Consider the following 21,179-nt stretch of genomic DNA (forward strand, 5'->3'; position numbering starts at 1 on the left):
AACCAGTAAAAACTGGTTAACCTTATAATACGAAAGCACCGTTCAGTCTAAGTCCATTATTTCACAGACTTCTATATTAAGGTAAATCTGTTGTTAATCTGTGCTTTCCACAATGAAGACATTTAAATAAATGTCCAACTATATTAGAATCCAAGGCATTTTTAAAATCACCATAATCAAGATTATATTTTGATGCTTCTATTGTTAAATCACTGTGAAGCTCTGACTCTAGATGGCTAACTCCTTCGCAATCTACTATTCCTATATAAGCACAAAAATCATTACAGTGTTCTAACCAGGATATTTCTTGCCACGATAGAATTGATGGAGTTCTCAAATTAAGTTCCTCAACTTTTTTATCATCATTAAAGGAGATTGGATATTGATAATTAAAGAACACATTATGTTCCTTCCCTGCCTTCCCAGACGCAATGCAATGAACACATATAACTTCTAAGTCACTTTCTCCATAACATCCCTCATTAAAGAAGGAACTCTCTTGGTTACATACCTCACATATATCCTTAAAGTAAGATATTGTTCCACTTTCATAAACGTTAGGATGATATGTAAAATAGGGGAGCTGGTGGATAACCTTAAACTCATCTATTATGTTTTCAAGGTCAAGGAGACTAATTATTATTTTTTTCTCTTCAGTTTCCTGATATATAGATAAATTCATCATATTATCATCCAATAGTTTAATTATCTTCCTTATGTTGATAATCTTGTCGTATTCAGTATCAAATGCAGTATAAACTTCTGTTTTTTTGCTTACAGCCCTCCTGAACGATTGGAAATCTTGAGCAGGTATGAGTTTAATTACCTCAGACAAGAATTTCCCTTTCTGATTATTATTCAATTCTGTAAGATCAATCTCTAATTTTAAGGTATAGGACATATATTAATCTCCCTTAGTCTGAATTATAGAATTACTTTAGAAAGTCTTTTATTATTAAATTAAGACTACCTTTTAAATTAACTTGCCAGTTAGCTGAATAAGAAAAAGAGCTTCCGTAGCAACTCATTTTGATCTTGAACTCTTGCACCCGTTCGTACAATCACTTTCTAAACAAATCTCTTCAACACTTTCGCAACACCATCATTATCATTAGTATCAGTTATCTCATCTGCCATCCCTTTTAGTTCCTGTACGGCATTCAACATTGCAACAGAGTAACCAGACATTCTAAACATCTCTAAATCATTATAATCATCACCAAAAACTATAGTCTCTGATTTGTCTGCTTCATAATGACTACATAACTTTAATATTCCAGTTTCCTTTGAAACCTCTTTATTGGTGATTTGAATTAGTTTTTGATTATCAGTCACTACAACCTTCACTTTATCTGTAAAATAGGGTTTGAAGTGTTTAAAGTCATTAAAATCCGATAGCATAATCTTAGTTGCTTCAAGGTCGATAAGTTTGTCGTTTGTCAAAATATGTGGAATGTATCTAAGATTATAAATAGATGAATCTGTAATTTCTTTATTAGAGTACCATTTATCCTTTACCTCAAAACTAATTGTACAATGTGGGAAATTCTCCTTACAAAATTCTATTATTTCCTTTGAAAAATCTCTTGGTATCGAAGAATGTTCTTCATATCCTATTTTATAATCGCAAACCAATGCTCCATTATAAAAAGCAAACGAACAATTATCTAATAATTCCTTAGGCAAAAAGTTTTTAACAGACCGTGGGGGTCGTGCTGTTGCTATGATAATTTTCTTACCACTCTTGTGGCAATTTAAAACTGCATTTAGATTTCTACTTGATATTTGTTTTTTAGAATTTAATAATGTCCCATCAAGATCTAATACAACAACTTTAACAGTCAATTTAATAATTCCCTCCTTACCATTCTTCTCGTAGTCCAAACATTTCATAAAATATACCATAAAAGGAAGGAATCATGACATTTATTGGACTTAACTGCCCTGTTAGTAATACCAGCACATCAACCAATATAGATTTTGACAGTAGTTTTAGCCTTATTTTTTAATTGAATATACTTATTATCCGTCATAAAAAATGATGTCAATTGTTATGTCAAAACTCATTAAAAAGACGTAAAAGCCTTGATAAATAAAAAAAATGACGCATGCTATTCATACGTCATTTCTTATGTCATTTACTAAGAAAACACCCAAAAACGGAACTCTTCACATCCAATAGGCAGCGGTTTTATCATAAAGATTAATCGGGATGACAAGAATTGAACCTTCGCCCCCTAGCACCCCATGCTAGTGCTCTGCCAAGCTGAGCTACATCCCGGGCGAAAAGGTTTCCTTAATTGATTATTTTATAGAGATGAAAGACTATTTCCATTCACTCTTCCTTTCTGATTCTTGCTTTTTTCCCAAGTGCCACAGCAAACTTTAATCCTCTGTCGAAATCTCTTAAAAGCTCCTTCTTTCCCGGGAAATAGACGGCATGTATATACAAAAGCCGACGGAAATTCCGCCGGCTTTCTCGTTCTATCTTTTTTGTAGCTCAGCCGCAAGCAGTTTGTTGACTAACGGCGGATTCGCCTGGCCTTTTGTCGCTTTCATAATCTGGCCAACAAGGAAACCTTTAGCTTTTTCTTTTCCACTCTTAAAGTCTTCGATAGACTGCGGATTTTGGTCAAGGATTTCATTGATGATTTTCAGCAGGGCGCCTTCATCGGAAATTTGGACAAGTCCTTTTTCCTTGACGATTTGTGCCGCATCTCCGCCACTTTCAATCAGTTCCTTGAAGACAGTTTTCGCAATCTTAGAGGAAATCGTGCCATCCCCAACCAGCTTGATCAGTCCCGCCAGCCCTTCAGGCGTCAACGGAATGTCATGAAGTTCTTTACCTTCGGCGTTCAGGAATGCAGACACTTCCCCCATCAGCCAGTTCGATGCTTGCTTTGCATCCGCGCCTGCTGCCACGCACTGTTCAAAGAAATCAGCCATTTCCTTTGTCACTGTCAGGACATTAGCATCATACGATGGCAAGCCCATCTCTTCGATGTAGCGCTTTTTACGAGCATCTGGCAACTCGGGAATTTCCGCGCGAACTCTCTCTTTCCACTCCTCGTCAATGAAGATGTCCATCAGGTCGGGCTCAGGAAAATAGCGGTAATCCTCTGACCCTTCCTTTACGCGCATCAGCAAAGTTGTGCCTGTGGCTTCATCGAAACGGCGTGTTTCCTGCCTGATTTCCCCGCCGGTATCAAGAATCTCTGCCTGGCGTTTCACTTCATGCTCAAGACCTTTGCGGACAAAGTTGAAGGAGTTCAGGTTCTTAAGCTCTGTCTTTGTTCCGAATTCCTTTTGTCCAACAGGGCGAAGTGAAATGTTCGCGTCGCAGCGGAGCGAGCCTTCCTCCATTTTGCAGTCGGATACGCCTGTATACTGGATGATAGATTTCAGCTTTTCAAGATACGCGTAAGCTTCCTCAGGAGAACTGATATCAGGCTCGGAAACGATTTCGACAAGCGGCGTTCCCTGGCGATTATAGTCGACAAGCGAGTAGCCCTTCCCGTGTGTCAGCTTGCCGGCATCCTCTTCCATATGGATACGGGTAATGCCGATTTTCTTTTTCTTGCCGTCCACTTCAATTTCAATCCAGCCATGCTCGCCTATCGGCTTATCGAACTGGGAAATCTGGTACGCCTTAGGATTATCCGGGTAAAAATAGTTCTTGCGGTCAAACTTCGTATGCGAAGCTACCTCACAGTTCAGCGCCAGGCATGCTTTCATCGCGTAGTCGACTGCCTTTTCGTTCACTACCGGCAGTACGCCAGGGTATCCAAGGTCGATGACGGAAGTATTGCTGTTCGGCTCGGCACCGAAATGGTTCGGACTTGCTGAAAAGATTTTTGAGTTTGTCTTCAGCTCAACATGGACTTCAAGTCCAATCACTGTTTCATAGTTCATTTTTTTCACCCCTTACAGTTGTGGTTTTTGTTTATGGAAATCCGTCGCCTGCTCGAATGCGTGAGCGGCACGGTATACAGATGATTCGTCAAAATGCTTACCGATAATTTGCAAGCCTAGCGGCAATCCTGCTGCAAAGCCGCATGGTACTGAAATCGCAGGGACACCAGCAAGGTTCATCGGGATGGTTAAAATATCGTTTGCATACATGGTCATTGGATCGCTTGTGTTCTCGCCGATTTTGAACGCTGGAGTCGGGGTTGTCGGCCCGACAATGACATCGTATTTCGCCAGAACGTCGTCAAAATCTTTCTTGATAAGCGTCCGGACTTTCTGCGCTTTTTTATAATAGGCATCGTAATAGCCTGAGCTGAGCGCAAATGTACCAAGCATGATTCGGCGCTTCACTTCGTCTCCGAAGCCTTCCGCCCTTGTCTTTTTATACATATCAATCAAATTCTCTGCGTCCGGGGTCCGGTAGCCGTAACGCACACCGTCAAAGCGGGAAAGGTTCGCTGAAGCTTCTGATGAAGATAGCAGATAGTAAGTTGCAAGCGCATATTTGGAATGCGGCAAGGACACCTCTTCCCACTCTGCTCCAAGATTCTCAAGCACCTTCAAAGCATCAAGCACTGACTGCTTTGCTTCAGGACTGACTCCTTCGCCAAGGTATTCTTTTGGTACAGCAATTTTCATTCCTTTAACGTCGCCTGTCAAAGCGCTCGCATAATCCGGGATGGAAACATTGGCAGACGTGGAATCCATCCGGTCATGTCCTGCAATTGCGCCGAGAAGTGCCGCATTGTCTTCAACCGTATTGGTGATCGGTCCGATCTGGTCAAGCGATGAGGCAAATGCGACAAGGCCGTAGCGTGACACAAGGCCATACGTCGGTTTCATCCCGACAACTCCGCAGAAAGAAGCCGGCTGGCGGATGCTGCCGCCTGTATCCGAACCAAGCGAGAACGGAACTTCGCCTGCCGCCACACTCGTGGCGGAAGCCCCTGACGATCCGCCCGGGACTGTTTCGAGATTCCATGGGTTAAACGTTTTTTGGAAGCCTGAGTTTTCATTCGAGGATCCCATTGCAAATTCATCCATATTCAGTTTGCCAATCGTGATGGTATCGGCTTTGTGCAGTTTGTCCATGACCGTTGCATTATAAATAGGATCAAAGTTTTCGAGAATTTTACTCGCGCAGGTTGTCCGCAAGTTTTTTGTGACGATGTTGTCTTTTATCCCGATTGGCATCCCGAAAAGACTGCCTTCTTCTTTCCCCAGTTTTTCATCAAGTGCCACTGCTTTAAGGCGGGCTTGTTCCTCATCAAGTGTCAGGAATGCCTGAACCTTGCCGTCGACCTCGCTGATCCGCTTGAATGAAGCATCCACAAGGTCGGAAACATTGATTTCTTTTTTATGTAATAAGGCTTGAAGCTCTGATACCTTATGGTCAAATAAGCTCATATCTCCTTCTCCTTTCTATTCGATAATGGCCGGTACTTTAATCTGGCCGTCCTGGTTTTCAGGTGTGTTTTTCAGCACTTCATCACGTGGAAGCCCCATTACCGCTTCGTCCGCGCGAAGAACGTTCCTAATATCGAGCACATGGGAAGTCGGTTCCACATTTTCTGTGTCGAGTTCGTTCAGCTGCTCGGCAAATGTGATAATCTTATCAAGCTGTTCCGTGAACATGTGGGCCTCTTCCTCTGTGATGGCGAGCCTGGCCAGGTGCGCAGCATGCTTCACTTGTTCTTCCGATATTCTTGACATAAAAATCCACCTCCATTAAGTATTCGCAAAAAGACAATAATATTGATAATAGCAAACTTTTTTACTTTAAAGCAATACGATTTAGGATGCTATAGCTATTTTAACATGACACTTGCAGCTGTTGGGCTCCCAGAAGAAAAACCTCCGGAAATACCGGAGGCTTATCTGTCATTTCCGAAAAGCTTCTTTTTTATCTGCGAGAACACTCCATCGTCCTCTTTCTCGGGAACAGGTTGAGGCCCTTTCTTTTCGATAAAAATATCCTCTTTATCGATGGCATGGTCATGCGCCAGGACTAGCCCAAGATCGGAATCATGTTCCTTGTTCGTAACCATCGTATAGGCAATATCCTTTTTTTTCGCTGCTTCGATGTACTTTGCAAAAACGGAATACGTCATGTTGCCGTTCAAATAGAGATGGGCTGTTCGGTTTTCTTCCATCAGCCTTTCGACCTCTGGCTCGACATTCTTCGCCGCGACCTGTGCCTGGGTGAGCGCCACCACAACTCTTTCCCGAATGGTACCAAGAAAGCGCCGCCTTTCATCAGGCTTTGTTTCTTTTGCTCCGTGGATGCCTTGCTGCAAATAATCGTCCACACTGTTGTTTCCCATGGTATCACCCCACTTTTACTATATGACATCTGCACTTTTCACGTGCCAGTTTAAGCATAACCTATCTGGAGATAAAAAAACCTCCTCTTTAAAAGAGAAGGCCAAAGTAGGAGTAGGTGAAAGAATCAAACAGTCATTGCTGGTGACAATGAACGTCCGGTGCTGCTGCGTTAATATGGCAAAGTTCCCGGTTACTTTGCTGCAGTGAATTGCTCTTCTTCGGTTGACCCTTTAAGAGCAGTCGTCGAAGATGTTCCGCCGGTGATCACCATGGATACCTGGTCAAAATAACCCGTACCGACTTCACGCTGGTGCCTTGTAGCCGTGTAGCCATGCTGTTCGCTGTCAAACTCCGCCTGCTGCAGTTCGGAGTAGGCAGCCATTCCGCGGTCGCGGTAGCCTCTAGCAAGCTCGAACATGCTATGGTTCAGAGCGTGGAAGCCTGCAAGTGTGACAAACTGGAACTTGTAGCCCATCTTTCCAAGCTCAACCTGGAACTTGGCAATCGTTTCGTCATCAAGCTTCTTCTTCCAGTTGAAGGAAGGTGAGCAGTTATAGGCAAGAAGTTTCCCAGGGAACTTTTCATGGATGGCCTCGGCGAAACGGCGCGCTTCGTCGATATTTGGCTCTGATGTCTCACACCAGATCAAGTCGGCATAAGGTGCGTAGGAAAGGCCGCGCGCAATCGCCTGGTCAAGGCCTGCGGTTGTGCGGAAGAAGCCTTCCGGTGTGCGTTCCCCTGTTATAAATGGAGCGTCAGTCGGGTCGACATCGCTTGTAATCAGGTCAGCAGCATTGGCATCGGTACGGGCAATGACAAGGGTTGGAACGCCCATGACGTCTGCAGCAAGGCGGGCCGAGATTAAGTTCCGTACGGCTGTTTGAGTCGGCAGCAGCACTTTTCCACCAAGGTGGCCGCATTTCTTTTCAGAGGAAAGCTGATCCTCAAAGTGGACACCTGCTGCTCCAGATTCAATCATGCCTTTCATCAGTTCGAACACATTAAGCTGGCCGCCAAATCCTGCTTCGGCATCGGCAACAATCGGAGCAAACCAGTCAACGGAATTATCGCCTTCTGAATGAGTGATCTGGTCGGCACGTTGGAGCGCTTGATTGATGCGCTTAACCACTGCCGGCACGCTGTTTGCCGGATACAGGCTCTGGTCAGGATACATATGGCCGGAAAGGTTAGCGTCAGCAGCAACTTGCCAGCCGCTTAAGTAGATGGCTTTCAAGCCTGCTTTCACCTGCTGGACCGCCTGGTTGCCAGTAAGTGCTCCAAGCGCATTAACGAAATCCTCTTCATTGATTAACTGCCAAAGCTTCTCAGCGCCGCGGCGGGCGAGTGTGTGCTCAATGTCAACGGATCCGCGAAGCTTGATAACCTCTTCTGCCGAATACGGCCTTTCAATGCCTTTCCAACGTTGATCCATTTCCCAGTTTTCCTGCAATTGCTTCACTCTTGCATCTGTCATGTTTGCTAATTCCTCCTGTCAATTTAGTAATCTAGCGATTTTTTAGTTTCCTCTTTTGGCGGAAACCATAAAACCACTAATCCTCTGTATGTTATAATACAGTTGCTTTTGTTCACATTTGTATTATATAACAGCATTTACAAAATGCAAATACTTTTAATGGATTTTTCTGAATATTTTTTCGACATTTTTTGGGGTCAGGCGTGCTTTATCTTAATAAAGCGTGCCTGACCCCCTTTTTTGCGTTATTGTGGTGAAGCTTCTTAACGCCTTTCATGAAAAAAGCCCCTTTCCGCAGTGGGAAAGGAGCTTCTAATCTTTTGATTAGTACATTTCTGATGTTGTTTTTGCTTGCATATGCAGCAGGATGTAATCCGGTCCGCCTGCTTTGGAGTCTGTTCCGGACATGTTGAATCCGCCAAATGGCTGGTAGCCGACAATCGCACCAGTACAGCCGCGGTTGAAGTAAAGGTTTCCAACATGGAAATCTTCGCGTGCCTTCTGGATATGTTCGCGGTTTCTCGTGATGACTGCGCCAGTCAGGCCGTACTCTGTGTTATTGGCAATCTCAAGTGCGTGGTCGAAATCTTTTGCTTTGGAGAAACCGATAACCGGTCCAAAGATTTCTTCCTGCATGATCCGGGATTTAGGGTCAAGGTCAGCGAAAATGGTTGGTTTGATGAAGAAGCCTTTGCTGTTGTCTCCTTCTCCGCCTGCCATCAGCTTGCCTTCCTGTTTGCCGATTTCAATGTATTCCATGATTTTGTTGTATGCGCTTTGGTCAATGACAGGGCCCATGTATGTGCCTTGCTCTTCTGGATTGCCAAGGGTAAGCTGGTTGGTCAGTTCAACAGCACGGTTCAGTACTTGGTCGTACACGTCTTCTACGATGACGGCACGGGAACCTGCGGAGCATTTTTGCCCTGAGAATCCAAACGCAGAGGCGACAATTGATTGAGCTGCAAGTTCAAGGTCAGCATCGCTGTCAACAACAAGTGTGTCTTTTCCGCCCATTTCAGCAATAACACGCTTCAGCCAGACTTGGCCCTCATTCAGTTCAGCAGCGCGCTTGTAGATACGCAGGCCTACATCACGGGAACCTGTGAATGAAATAAAACGTGTGTCTTTATGGTCAACAAGGTAGTCGCCCACTTCAGCGCCGCTTCCAGGTACGAAGTTAAGCACACCTTTCGGAAGGCCTGATTCTTCAAGCACTTCGACAAACTTGGCTGCAACGATTGGCGTTGTGGAAGCCGGCTTTAACAACACAGTATTTCCAGCGACAAGGGCCGCAACAGCTGTTCCTGCCATGATAGCCAGAGGGAAATTCCAAGGGGAGATGATGACCCCAACTCCCAGCGGGATATAGTCATAACGGTTATATTCATTCGGGCGGCTTTGTACCGGCACGCCGTCTTTAATATCAAGGATCCTGCGGGCATAATACTCAAGGAAATCGATTGCTTCAGCTGTATCAGCATCTGCTTCATTCCATGGCTTGCCTGCTTCTTTAGTCAAAAGTGCAGAGAATTCATGCTTCCGGCGGCGCAAAATTGCAGCTGCCTTAAAAAGAACGTCCGCACGAGTTTCTGGTTTTGTTTTTTTCCAAGTCTTAAATGCTTCTACAGCCGCTTGCATCGCCTTCTCTGCAAGCTCCTTGTTTGCCTTGGAAACACGCCCGATAACTTCTTCTTTGTTGGCTGGGTTGTAGGAAACGATCTTATCTTCTGTTGTAACACGCTCTCCGCCAATCAATAAATCATAATCCTGGCCAAGATACCCTTTTACTGTTTCCAAACCTTGCAGATATGCTTTCTTATTCTCTTCAATCTTAAAATCTGTAAAAGGTTCGTGTTTATATGGCTGAACCATCCAATCCCCTCCTATGTATTAAAGCGTTTTAACTCACTCCTCTATTTTATCATGTAACAGGGATAGTATTCAAAGATAATTGTTTGATAGTTCCTTATATTATGAGACATTGTAAAATTCACTTAATATAATTGTGATAGTTTTTGTATAACCTAAGTTCATTTTTTCCTATGCGCTGGACTCAAGGGCCCGCCAGTCACCAATACAGTTCATCCCGGATGCGCAATAGACATACTTGTCGTATAATGAGCAAATGAGTTTTCCTGTCACTTTGAAAAAACAACGGAAAGCATTTGGTAATTATTAACTTGTCGGAGGCATCATAATGAATAAAGCAATATTAAAAGAGAAAAAGGATTTGGAAGTTTCAGGCTATAAAAAGTTCCAACTGATACACTTGCCGGTTGAGGATATGGAAGGAGACCTGAAGCAGTTAGCCGCGGCATTTGACCAGTTGCCTGTTGATACATACTCTTTAGAAAGTCACCGTTACCGCAGATACTCCCGCGCTATTATCAATCCCTGGGATGGGGCACTTCAGTGGCTTCCCAACTACCATGATGAAAATGGCGAGCAGAAGTCGCTATACTTTCAAGGCACCTTTAATGCTGAATATCTGGAACAGAATCGTGCTTTCCCCTCCCTTAGTGAAGAAATCAAAGCAAACTCGCTGCTTCAGGAAATTATAAAGTACGATTTTAATGAGACTTTTTGGAGTAAATACGACGAATTGCTGCCCATTCATGTAGGCGTCCACTTTGTTAAATACATGGTCACAGAAGACAACCAGGAATCCGTCGCTTCTCCCAATACGATGCATCAGGATGGGGAACCATTTACCTTTGTACACTTAGTTACGTACAAAAATGTTCAGGGAGGCACCAGTACAGTAGCATCTACCAGCTGTGCCGGTTTAAAAAGAGAAGAAGCCGATGAAAACTTGATTCTAGATGAATTCGACTTAACTCAGCCCCTTGATTCTTATGGAGTATGTGATCAAAAAGTAAGTCACTATGTCAGCGGGATTAAAAAAGGGCCTGAACCAAGACCCGCAGAAAGAGGCGTCATACTCATCGACTACACGCCTTTAGTCATTTCTATCACGTAATTTTTTCAAAAAACTTTTTAAAAAATTCATGCATAAAAAAGCACTCGTAATCATTCGTACGAGTGCTTTTTACTGCTCCCGTCAAATTGACTCGCACTCTAAGGTCCCTGCGGGAAATTTATTGGCTGTTTACCAGAGTTCTTTTCCTGAAAGCTTGATCCGGGTCGTACGGGGCATCGATTTCGGTGCCCTACTGCCATCCGGACACAAAAAAGAACCCTGTCTCCAGGGTCCTTCTCTATTGGTAAATATGGACGGTTGGCTCTTTTTGGTCGGGCTTGCGGATAATCAATGATTCCTGCCCGTTGACTGAGGAGATGCTGACCTGGACAGATACATACTCAGGGAACCTCTCCATTACAAGGCCGGTTACATATTGGGTGAAACCGACGGCCTCTGCCTTGCCGTAAAACTGAATCGGGATGTTGATGTTCAATTCCTGAAGCTGGTCGTCTGCGTAGAAGCCCTTGCCGACTACTCCGTTATAGTTCGGGAAGTATTTCTCGACATCCTGCTTGAAATTCTCAAACCACACCATATCGTCACGGTGATTCTTTTTCGCAGTTTCTGATGGGAAAAGAACGTATTTCTCGTTTACGTTTTCCCAGCTGCCAATATTGCTGCTGCCCTGGTCCACTTCCGTGTAAGCGAAGAAGTTGCCAGGTACAACGGATGATCTGCTTTTTTGCTCAAATAATGCCACTGTAATTGGAACATTCTTCAGCTCATCCATCCTGCGAAGCCGGTTCACCACTTCCTGGGCAATTTTCTTTCCTTCCTGCTCCACTTCTTCATGAGTGATATCTACCTCGAAGGTATCTCCGAATTCTTCCTTTTGATAATAATGGATGGAATTCAGAGCCAGGCCGATTGTGACGCCGCCAAGCTGGTACGTCCCTTTATCGTCCGTCTTGACAAGGTAATTATGCTCAAGAATATGGGAAAGATAGATTGGATTTTTCTCGTTCCGGTCCTCGATGCTGCCGCCCCCTGGATCAGCCGGGTTCAGCCCGACATTATCCTTCTCGTTCATCGGCTCTTCATTGCGCTGTTGATTTTCTTTGAGCTGTTCCGGCGTAAGTTTGCGGTTTAGCCATGACTGGACTGTTTCAGACTTCAGGTATTGGCCTTCTTTGAAGACATACTTTTCTGTATCAAAAGTATTTTGGGCAATTCGCATCAGCCCTGTTTCAAATTCACTAATGTCATAGCGTGTATTCAGGTTGTTCACAACCTGTCCGCGCGCAGCCCCTGGCTCGAACGGTATGATCGTCCGGTAATACTTTTCCGAAATTTTATATTTAGGGATAATCGCTTTTTCCTTTGTATCGTTATCCTTTTTTTGGACAACATGCTCCTCTTTTTGAAAGTTTGGGGCACAGCCTGCCAGCAGGAGCACGATGGAAAAAGCGGCTATGAAGAACTTCCTCATGCCGGTTCCTCCTCTTATTGATTTAATTCTTCGAGCATCCTTTGTTCATTCCAGATTTCAACGCCAAGGCTTTCGGCTTTCTCAAGCTTTGAGCCAGCATCTTCCCCTGCAATGACAAGGTGCGTTTTCTTACTGACGCTCCCGGCCACATTGCCACCCAGTTCTTCAATCTTTTCCTTTGCCTCATTTCGGCTTAGCTGATGAAGCTTTCCGGTCAGCACAACCGTCTTTCCGGCAAAAAATGAATCTGAGTTGGAAATAGCAACAGGACGAGGCCCATTGTATTCCATGTTGACTCCGGCCGCGCTCAGCTCTGAAATCAGTTCTTCCACTTCTTCGCTGTCAAAATACGTAACGATGGAGTCGGCCATTTTATCCCCAATCTCATTGATTGAAACTAGCTCCTCAACCGAAGCTTTTCTTAAACGGTCCATCGTTCCGAACTCTTTTGCAAGAGTCTTTGCTGCTTTTGCTCCGACAAGCCGGATTCCGAGTCCAAATAGCAATTTTTCCAGTGAATTCACCTTTGACGCTTCTATCGCTGCCAACAGGTTGGTAACTGATTTTTCACCCATTCGTTCAAGGCCAAGCAACTGTTCCTTCGTCAGCTTGTAAAGGTCAGCCACATCGGTGATGAGCTTTTCCGCAAAAAGCTGGCTCACAACTTTCTCTCCAAGGCCATCGATATTCATTGCATTCCTTGAAACGAAATGAATCAACCCCTCCCTGATTTGCGCAGGGCATTTAGGGTTAATGCAGCGTAAAGCTACTTCCCCTTCAAGGCGGACTAGGTCGCTTTCGCATTCAGGGCAATGTGTCGGCATATGAAAGTCCTGTTCATTGCCTGTACGCTGTTCCGCCAGGACATTGACAACCTCTGGAATGATGTCGCCCGCTTTCTTAACTACAACCTGATCGCCGATTTTTATGTCTTTCTCGCGGATCAAATCCTCGTTATGCAGCGAGGCCCGCTGTACAGTGGTTCCCGCCACCTGAACAGGTTCAAGGACAGCGGTCGGCGTAACGACGCCCGTGCGGCCGACGTTAAGCTCAATCGCTTTGAGTATTGTGACAACTTCCTCTGCAGGAAACTTGAAAGCGATGGCCCAGCGGGGGCTTTTCGCTGTCGTTCCAAGCTCCTCCTGCTGCTCGAGTGAATCAACCTTGATGACGATTCCATCAATGTCATAAGGAAGGTCTGGGCGGCGTTCAACCCAGCTCTCCACAAACTTTATGACTTCATCGATATTGGCTGCCCTGCGTCGCTCCTTGTTCGTTTTAAAGCCTAGCTTTTCAAGGTAATCAAGGCCCTCACTGTGCGACTCGATCCCCGTCTCACCCGGATCTCCAATTCCATATAAAAAGATATCCAGATTCCTTGATGCAGCAATCTTCGGATCTAGCTGGCGCAGAGACCCTGCGGCCGCGTTTCTAGGATTCGCAAACGGCTCCTCATCCCTTTTCTGCTTAGCTTCATTCAGCGCCATGAAGGATTTTTTCGGCATGAAGGCCTCTCCCCGCACCTCAAGCGTAGCCGGTTCAGAAAGACGAAGCGGAATGGAACGGATTGTTTTCAGATTGGACGTAATGTCCTCGCCGATCGTTCCGTCTCCCCTCGTGGCCCCGCGCACAAACATTCCCTTTTCATAGCGGAGGGAAACGGCAAGGCCGTCTATCTTCAGTTCGCACACATACGATACTTTTTCGCCGACAGCCTGGCGCACCCGGCGGTCAAAGTCACGCAAGTCCTGTTCGCCAAAAGCATTCCCCAGGCTGAGCATCGGGATATTGTGCTCCACTTTTTTAAACATGTCGAGAATCTCTCCGCCCACGCGCTGTGTCGGAGAGTCCTGTGTTTTCAGCTCTGGAAATTGCTCTTCAATCTCGGTCAGTTCCCTCATCAGCCTGTCATATTCTGCATCCGGCACCGACGGTTTGTCGAGAACGTAATATTCATAACCATATTGGTTCAATAGATTTTGCAGCTCTGCGGCTTTTTTTTCAGCAGCCTGAAAGTCCATATGTCCAGTCCTTTCCAAAATAAAAGTTTACAGGAATATTATTATCTTTAAGCTTTTTCAATTGGCGCAAACTTGGCAAGGAGACGCTTGACGCCAGTCGGGCTTGGAAAAGCAATGTCGAGCTCGGTGCCTTCGCCTGAACCCTTCACACTGACGACGGTACCTGTGCCCCATTTTCCATGATTAGCCTTATCCCCAACCTTCCAGTCTGCCGTCTCAGCTGCTGCGGGCCGCGTTACAGCCGGCCTCGGGCTTCTCGAATTACCTAATGGCACTGCCCCCCTGCGGCTTCCGCTGCTGAACGAAGATGCTGAGGATTCAAATGGTGAACGCTTTTTCTTTGGCGCAAAGTTTTCAATCAGATCTTCAGGTATTTCTCTGATGAACCTGGATTCCGGGTTCATGTTCGTGCGTCCGTACAGCGTCCGCATCTGGGCATTTGTGATATAAAGCTCTTGCTCCGCCCTCGTGATTCCGACATAGGCAAGCCGGCGCTCCTCTTCCATCTCCGCTTCTTCCATAAGTGAACGGCTATGCGGAAACACGCCTTCCTCCATGCCAATCAAAAAGACGACAGGGAATTCAAGCCCTTTTGCAGAGTGGAGCGTCATCAAAGTGACAGTGTCTGTATTCTTTTTGCCGTCATCGTCCAGGCGATCAATATCAGCGACTAAGGCCAGATCCGTCAGAAATCCGACAAGGCTCTTGTCTTCGCTGCTTTCTTCAAAGCTTTTCGTAACGGTTAAAAATTCATCAAGGTTTTCCATCCTGCTCTGCGCTTCAATTGATTTTTCCGCTTTCAGCATTTCCCGGTACCCTGATTTTTCAAGGATTTCTTCAACCAGTTCGGTTACAGACAAAAATTCCTGCATGTTGGTGTAATTTCGGATAAGATTCCTGAACTCGGCCGCAGCTTTTTCTGCTTTCGGGCTTAGGCCGATCAGTTCAAGGCTTTCAAGCGCCTGAAACATCGACATATCGTGCATGGCCGCAAAATTGCCAATCTTGTCCACCGATGTTGAACCAATCGCACGCTTTGGAACATTGATGACACGCTGAAGGCTGATATCATCATCAGGGTTGGAGATTAGGCGCAAATAGGCCAGGATATCCTTGATTTCCTTACGGTCATAGAACTTGATGCCCCCAACAATCGTATACTCGATGTTGGACTTCAGGAATGCTTCCTCAATAGCACGGGACTGAGCATTGGTTCGATATAAAATGGCAACTTCCGAATGCTTCCGACCTTTTTCCCTGATGAGCTCCTGGATTTTCCCGATGACAAACTGGGCTTCACCCTGCTCACTGTCAGCCCGGTAGTAGACAATTTTGTTTCCGTCCGCATTTTCAGTCCATAGATTTTTCGGCTTTCGGTTCTGGTTGTTTTCAATCACTTTATTAGCCGCAAGAAGAATCTTTTTCGTTGAACGATAGTTTTGTTCAAGCAAAATTACTTTAGCATTCGGGTAGTCTTTTTCAAAAGAGAGGATGTTCGCGATGTCCGCTCCACGCCAGCGATAAATTGATTGGTCAGAGTCCCCGACGACGCACAGGTTCCGGAAACGTGCGGCAAGAAGCTTAACAAGCATGTACTGAGCCCTGTTCGTATCCTGATATTCGTCAACATGGATGTACTGGAACTTACGCTGATAATATTCAAGAACTTCGGGAACCCGCTGGAACAGCAGGATCGTTGACATGATTAGGTCGTCAAAGTCGAGCGCATTGTTTTTGCGCAGCCGTTTCTGGTAATCACCATATACATCGCTGACCACATTGGAATAATAATCCCCGGCCGTTTTCGCGTATTCTTCCGGTGAAATCAGTTCGTTTTTGGCAGAGGAAACCATGCCCAAAATAGCCCTTGGGTCATACTTTTTGGGATCCAGATTTCTTTCTTTTAAAATACCTTTGATGACCGATTGTTGGTCTGTTGAATCGAGAATTGTGAAATTACGGTTATAGCCGATCCGGTCTATGTCACGGCGAAGAATCCTGACACACATGGAATGAAAAGTCGAAATCCAAATATCATCGGCAGCTCCGCCCATGATGCCCTGAATCCGCTCCCTCATTTCCCGCGCCGCTTTGTTTGTGAAAGTTATGGCAAGGATATTATAAGGATTGACGCCTTTTTCCACGATTAAATAGCCAATCCGATGTGTCAGCACCCTCGTTTTTCCGCTTCCCGCGCCAGCCATCAGCAAAAGCGGCCCGTCCGTTGTCTTGACGGCGTTCTGCTGCTCCGGGTTCAGTCCGTTTAATAATCTATCAGTTAAAAATTGCATTAACGATCACCACCATACTACATTCATTTATGATTGAATTGCTTTTACTGTTGCCAAGGCCTCTTCCAAGTCTTTATACAAAGAGTTTCCAACTACTATAACGTCGGCGATTTCGCCCATTTCGCGGGCCTGTTCCCTCGTAGAGATACCGCCGCCGTAAAACAAGATTGTTTGTTCAAGGCCCGTCTTCACGGTTCGGACAAGTTCCGGATCACCGTATTTGCCGCTGTATTCCAGGTAAAAAATCGGCAGATGGAACATCTTTTCAGCCATTTGGGCACATGCCCTAACGTCTTCTGCGTCTAATTCTGTATTTGCTTCGGTCAGCAGGGCCGCCTTGCAATCACTGTTTAAGATACAATAGCCCTCGACATAGATCTCTTCCCATTCCATCAGGTCGCCATATTTTTTCACGGCCTGCTGATGGAGACCAGTCACCCACCTCGGATTCCCACTGTTAAGGACAGTCGGGATAAAGTACATATCAAAGCCCGGCGTAATAGACTCGACATTGGAAACCTCGAGAATGCATGGAACTGTATAGCGCCGGACCCGTGACATCAGGTCGAGGACACCATCAAGTGTTACCCCGTCCGTCCCGCCAACAATAATCGCATCGGTTCCCGACTCGCAAATCCGCTCCAGGTTTTCCTCGGAAATTTCCTTGTTGGGATCAAGTTTAAACACATGCCGCCACTCTTTAATATCATACATCCGCGGACTGCCTCCATTCTATATTTCCATTACATCATTATAGCATTTGTTACTTTCAATCAAAAAGGAAAGGTGAGGAAAAGTTCAGGATACTGGTCTTTATGCAGAAAGTCAGCCCGCCACGGGGAATTGGATGCGGGTTGGCCAGTTTTCACGTATAGGGATTACTGAAGGGAAAATAAACTTTCCGCACCTCCTACCTTCCACCTCCCCTAACCTCTTCCCTCAGGCAAATGAATCTCTCGTCTTATGAACATATCACCTTCAAAAAATAAAACCGAAGCCCCTGCATGGCTTCGGTTCCCCACTCAATCTATTCTTTCTCGGCTTGCGATTCTTCTTTTACGCGCTCCAGTGCCATTTCATATGCATCGTTGCCGTAATTCAGGCAGCGCTTTACGCGGGAAATAGTGGCTGTGCTTGCCCCTGTGTCTGCCTCGATCTTGTGATAGGTCTTGCCTTCTTTGAGCATTCTAGCCACTTCAAGACGCTGTGCTAGCGACTGGATTTCATTCACGGTGCACAAATCATCAAAAAATCGATAGCATTCTTCCATATCCTGAAGAGAAAGGACTGCCTTGAACAACTGGTCTAATTCCTTGCCTCTTAACTTTTCGATTTGCATTTAATCAAGCTCCTTATGGTTTGATTATGGTTGTATCATCATATTTAACGCTAAGCTTAAAGCCTCTCCATCATTCAGATGCCCTGTTCAGTTTTCCAGGCTTGCTGCCCCGAGGGATGGAACGATGCTGATCCATGTTCTTCCGGGAACAAACGCCGCTTCGCTTCCGTCAACAAATGGAAGGATCCTGCCACCGGCATTTCTCCATTCCACTTCGTTCATTTTTCCTTTTTGGACCAGGTAGGCTCGCCCGCCAGACTCAAGGTCAATATCCTTATGGCCTTCATTGTCGGAGACACTGTGCGTTGCTTCGACAATAAAGAGATTCTCGATCATCACAGGCTTTCCGGAATCGAGATCTTCTATTTCTTCGCCGTCCGTCATGCGGCTGTATTTCGCTTTATTTTCATCATATTGATAAACGGAGGTAAAGGACGGATCTCCATAAGAAACCTTCACTTTCATGGCATCCTGCCCGCTGATACTACCGGCGCCTTTCTTATCGTAAAAGGATAAGGGGGCAGGGGCTGGTTTCATTGAATAGCCCTTCGCCTTGGCGCCCTTCATAATATTGTCAAAAGTAATGTATGAGTTGTGTGGAGCCTTCCGGAATGAGGCACGCTTGAACAGAGTACCATCATACTGCATGCCGTTCAGGGAGTCAATATCGCCCCTGGTAAGCATCTTTTTGGCTTCTTCGCTGTAGCCGTGGGCAATATACAGACTGTCATAACCCTTAGCTAAATCAATAAAGTAATCTCTTGCACTGCGAATCGGCCCGACTTTTTCGGGCTTTTGACTTTCAAAAATAGCCAAGAAGCGAGTGACATTTCCTTCCGCAAGCACTTCATAGACGATGTCTGCCTTATGGAGGCCAGATTGCGGTCTTGCGAGCGGATGATTATTGACCGTGACAGCAACTGCCCGGTTGGCTGCTTCTTTTTTAGTTCCTTTGCCGGTCAGCGGAAATTGGTAAGGATCTCTTACCACCTTCTCTTCTACGCTTTTCTCGGTTTTTTTCTCTTTTTGTCTTTCAGCGGTGTCTTTTTCATTGCCGCAGCCTGTTAAAATTAAAACTGCTGCTGCAGCGACAGTGATCCATTTCCTCATCATGGTCTACACCCCATAATCCCAAAATGCATATCCAATATTGCTTTTATATTTTAACGCATTATCGTTGGAAAGAGTATTGTTTTTTTCATGACATCGTAAATCCCCTGCTGGGTAATCCGGATATATGGCAGATGTGTTGAGGAGAAGAACAACAGCGAATAAATCGGATCTGCAAATCGGTAGCCCTTATCCCGCAAGTAGCCGAACAATTCATGCTCTGCCTGTATCAGTTCCTTTACGGAAAGATCGGACATCAACCCTTTTAGCGGAAGGCTTATCTCTACTTGCGAAACTCCTTCTTCAAAAATCGCTATACCGCCACCCATCGCTTTCATCCTGTTGAAAGCCATGAACATATCCTGTTTGTTTTTCCCTATTAATATGATATCACCAGTGTTGGAATAAGAACTTGCAAGCCCTCCAAGACCTGTGGCGAAACCCTTCAGCAGCGTATTGAGGCGCCATTTCCCTTCGCGGTCGACAAGCATGAAAAAGCACTCATCATGGTCTTTGGAAAGCTCCTCAGGCGCAACGTCAATCGAAATGGAGTAAGGCTTCGTAATAACTGAGTTTTCCATCCTGATTCCAAACGGCATGGAGAACTGAAGATCGTCTTTTTCAAGGCTCCAGTCAAGCTGCAAGGGAGCCAGGCCAAATTGCTTCCAATCGATTTCTGGAAAGCTGCCTGTTTCCTCACCGTCCCGCTTCACCCATTTCCCTTTCGAAAGGACGGAAACAGGGTTCGGGTCTTTTATATCTTGGAGGAAGTTGAGGTTTGCCACCCGGCCCGTTGCGATATTTCCGTGAAGGTGCTCCATATTGTAATACCGGGCTGCATTGATTGTCGCCATATTGTACGCATCAATAACTGGTACGCCGTTTTCCATTGCGATGGAAATAAGCTCATCCATCATTCCTTTTTCATAAAAGCTTGATGAAGAACCATCCGTTGTCATAATGAATTTGTCATACACAGCAATGTCCAGTTCGTGGATTTCCTGAAGCAGCTTCGGCAAGTCAGGCCTGATGGAGGAGTGCCTGAGCGACACCATGTAGCCTTGCATCAGCCTGTCTCTCACTTCTTCTCCTGTCATTGCTTCATGGTCACAGTCAGCACCGAAAAGCATCATTTTCGCAAGCGTCTTTTCCGAAGCTCCTGGGAAGTGTCCTTCGATCTTTTTTCCCATCCGTTTTGTTTCCTGCATCCAGTGTAACATCATGTCGTCGCCATCTAACAGCTTCGGCCAGCCAGTCAGCTCTCCACCCTGGATGACAGCTTCATGCTCAAGCCATGCCTTTACATTGCCATTGGAAAACACGAGTTCTTCGTCCTTGATTTCCGTCTGTGCGTCGAAACGGCACCACCAGTACATGGAAACCGGAAGGCGGTTCATCTCCGCCAAGAAAGTAAACGCTTTCTTTTTATCCAATTGCAAAGCAAGAAGCATATTGTCATTGATGAGTGTTGTTGTTCCATGCTGCGATGCATACAGTGCAAGGGCATGGGGATTATATAATTGAAAAGGATGAGCGTGCGGTTCAATATATCCTGGCACAATGAACCCATCGCTGCAGTCCATGATTTCGCAGTTGTCTGTTCGGGCCGGCAGCTTATCACCGACATACACGATCCGGTCCCTGTAAATCCAGATATTTGCTGTCATCCACTTTCGAAAAATCTGATTCAGATAGGTCGCATTTTGCAAAAGGATCGTCGGTGAAAGGGTGCCGTCCAATACCGCTGCATGGTTACGCAACTGCCTGTTCTTCCATCTGTAACGCTGTTCCATACGGTTAGGGCCCCTCTCGATTAATAGTCTTTCATGAATCCGGGCTAAAAAAAGAAAGCCCTTACATCATTGATTATTTATCATAACATATCTCACATTTTAACGCATTAAAGAATTGCAAATTAATCAAAAAATTTCCAGAAATGAGGCGATAATATGAAGGTACAACAAAATATTGGAATGCTGAATGCTCTTGTGAGGATAACGGCAGGATTGACCGTCCTTAGCTGGTCAACTGCTAAACTGGCAGAAGCCCCAGAGAAAGGCTGCTATCTGCTGACAGCTCTTCTTGGTGCAATGAAGGTAGGAGAAGGCGCCGTCCGTTATTGCCCTTTAACGGACCTGATTTGTGAAGTGACAGACGCGGGTGAACAATCTGCCGATACATCATTGACAGATGAGTTCCTACCATATAATCCATCATGAAACGGCAAAAGCCCTGGAA

Annotated in this window: 17 protein-coding genes and 1 tRNA gene; 2 read left to right on the top strand and 16 right to left on the bottom strand. The window is 45.4% G+C overall.

The window, feature by feature from the left end; translation table 11 throughout:
• Window positions 1-76: 76 nt before the first annotated feature.
• From D1970_RS20710 to pruA, 9 genes are all read right to left on the bottom strand, one after another.
• A complete protein-coding gene (locus D1970_RS20710; RefSeq protein ID WP_119114754.1) occupies window positions 77-901 on the bottom strand; it encodes a CbrC family protein in 825 nt (274 codons plus the stop codon).
• A gap of 167 nt (window positions 902-1,068) precedes the next feature.
• A complete protein-coding gene (locus D1970_RS20715; protein ID WP_181213487.1) occupies window positions 1,069-1,845 on the bottom strand; it encodes an HAD family hydrolase in 777 nt (258 codons plus the stop codon).
• 362 nt (window positions 1,846-2,207) lie between these two features.
• Window positions 2,208-2,281, bottom strand: a tRNA-Pro gene (locus tag D1970_RS20720).
• A gap of 203 nt (window positions 2,282-2,484) precedes the next feature.
• Window positions 2,485-3,912, bottom strand: a complete 1,428-nt coding sequence (gatB, locus tag D1970_RS20725; RefSeq protein ID WP_119114756.1) for an Asp-tRNA(Asn)/Glu-tRNA(Gln) amidotransferase subunit GatB — start codon at window positions 3,910-3,912, stop codon at window positions 2,485-2,487.
• Window positions 3,913-3,924: 12 nt separating this feature from the next.
• Entirely contained in the window at window positions 3,925-5,376 is a 1,452-nt protein-coding gene (gatA, locus tag D1970_RS20730) for an Asp-tRNA(Asn)/Glu-tRNA(Gln) amidotransferase subunit GatA (protein WP_119114757.1), read from the bottom strand.
• A 15-nt stretch (window positions 5,377-5,391) separates the two neighbouring features.
• Window positions 5,392-5,682: an Asp-tRNA(Asn)/Glu-tRNA(Gln) amidotransferase subunit GatC gene (gatC, locus tag D1970_RS20735; protein ID WP_119114758.1), complete on the bottom strand. Its 291-nt coding sequence runs from the start codon at window positions 5,680-5,682 to the stop codon at window positions 5,392-5,394.
• 161 nt (window positions 5,683-5,843) lie between these two features.
• On the bottom strand, window positions 5,844-6,293 hold the full coding sequence (locus D1970_RS20740; protein WP_119114759.1) for a YueI family protein: 450 nt from the start codon (window positions 6,291-6,293) through the stop codon (window positions 5,844-5,846).
• Window positions 6,294-6,484: 191 nt separating this feature from the next.
• Window positions 6,485-7,768 carry an isocitrate lyase gene (gene aceA, locus D1970_RS20745; RefSeq protein ID WP_119114760.1) on the bottom strand — a complete coding sequence of 428 codons (1,284 nt, stop codon included), beginning with the start codon at window positions 7,766-7,768 and terminating at the stop codon, window positions 6,485-6,487.
• A gap of 324 nt (window positions 7,769-8,092) precedes the next feature.
• Window positions 8,093-9,640, bottom strand: coding sequence for an L-glutamate gamma-semialdehyde dehydrogenase (gene pruA, locus D1970_RS20750; RefSeq protein WP_119114761.1), 1,548 nt, complete (start codon window positions 9,638-9,640; stop codon window positions 8,093-8,095).
• Window positions 9,641-9,965: 325 nt separating this feature from the next.
• On the opposite strand from pruA, the gene D1970_RS20755 reads away from it, so the two are divergent.
• Entirely contained in the window at window positions 9,966-10,748 is a 783-nt protein-coding gene (locus D1970_RS20755; protein ID WP_119114762.1) for a 2OG-Fe dioxygenase family protein, read from the top strand.
• Window positions 10,749-10,986: 238 nt separating this feature from the next.
• On the opposite strand, the gene D1970_RS20760 is transcribed toward D1970_RS20755, so the two are convergent.
• From D1970_RS20760 to D1970_RS20790, 7 genes are all read right to left on the bottom strand, one after another.
• Window positions 10,987-12,180 (bottom strand): CamS family sex pheromone protein, encoded by a 1,194-nt coding sequence (locus D1970_RS20760; RefSeq protein WP_119114763.1) that lies wholly within the window; start codon window positions 12,178-12,180, stop codon window positions 10,987-10,989.
• A 14-nt stretch (window positions 12,181-12,194) separates the two neighbouring features.
• Window positions 12,195-14,201, bottom strand: a complete 2,007-nt coding sequence (gene ligA, locus D1970_RS20765; protein ID WP_119114764.1) for an NAD-dependent DNA ligase LigA — start codon at window positions 14,199-14,201, stop codon at window positions 12,195-12,197.
• A 47-nt stretch (window positions 14,202-14,248) separates the two neighbouring features.
• Window positions 14,249-16,492, bottom strand: coding sequence for a DNA helicase PcrA (pcrA, locus tag D1970_RS20770; protein WP_119114765.1), 2,244 nt, complete (start codon window positions 16,490-16,492; stop codon window positions 14,249-14,251).
• Between the two features lie 27 nt (window positions 16,493-16,519).
• Complete coding sequence (gene pcrB / locus D1970_RS20775) at window positions 16,520-17,206, bottom strand: heptaprenylglyceryl phosphate synthase (protein WP_119114766.1); 687 nt, start codon at window positions 17,204-17,206, stop codon at window positions 16,520-16,522.
• 313 nt (window positions 17,207-17,519) lie between these two features.
• A complete protein-coding gene (locus tag D1970_RS20780) occupies window positions 17,520-17,831 on the bottom strand; it encodes a YerC/YecD family TrpR-related protein (protein ID WP_119114767.1) in 312 nt (103 codons plus the stop codon).
• A gap of 87 nt (window positions 17,832-17,918) precedes the next feature.
• Window positions 17,919-18,944, bottom strand: a complete 1,026-nt coding sequence (locus tag D1970_RS20785; protein ID WP_119114768.1) for a DUF3048 domain-containing protein — start codon at window positions 18,942-18,944, stop codon at window positions 17,919-17,921.
• Window positions 18,945-18,994: 50 nt separating this feature from the next.
• Window positions 18,995-20,734 carry an adenine deaminase C-terminal domain-containing protein gene (locus tag D1970_RS20790; RefSeq protein ID WP_119114769.1) on the bottom strand — a complete coding sequence of 580 codons (1,740 nt, stop codon included), beginning with the start codon at window positions 20,732-20,734 and terminating at the stop codon, window positions 18,995-18,997.
• 156 nt (window positions 20,735-20,890) lie between these two features.
• Between D1970_RS20790 and D1970_RS20795 the strand changes: the two genes are divergently transcribed.
• Window positions 20,891-21,160: a YgaP family membrane protein gene (locus tag D1970_RS20795; RefSeq protein ID WP_119114770.1), complete on the top strand. Its 270-nt coding sequence runs from the start codon at window positions 20,891-20,893 to the stop codon at window positions 21,158-21,160.
• The last annotated feature ends 19 nt before the right edge of the window (window positions 21,161-21,179 follow it).

The sequence above is a fragment of the Mesobacillus zeae genome (genome assembly GCF_003570705.1).
GTDB classification, from domain to species: Bacteria; Bacillota; Bacilli; order Bacillales; family Cytobacillaceae; genus Mesobacillus_C; species Mesobacillus_C zeae.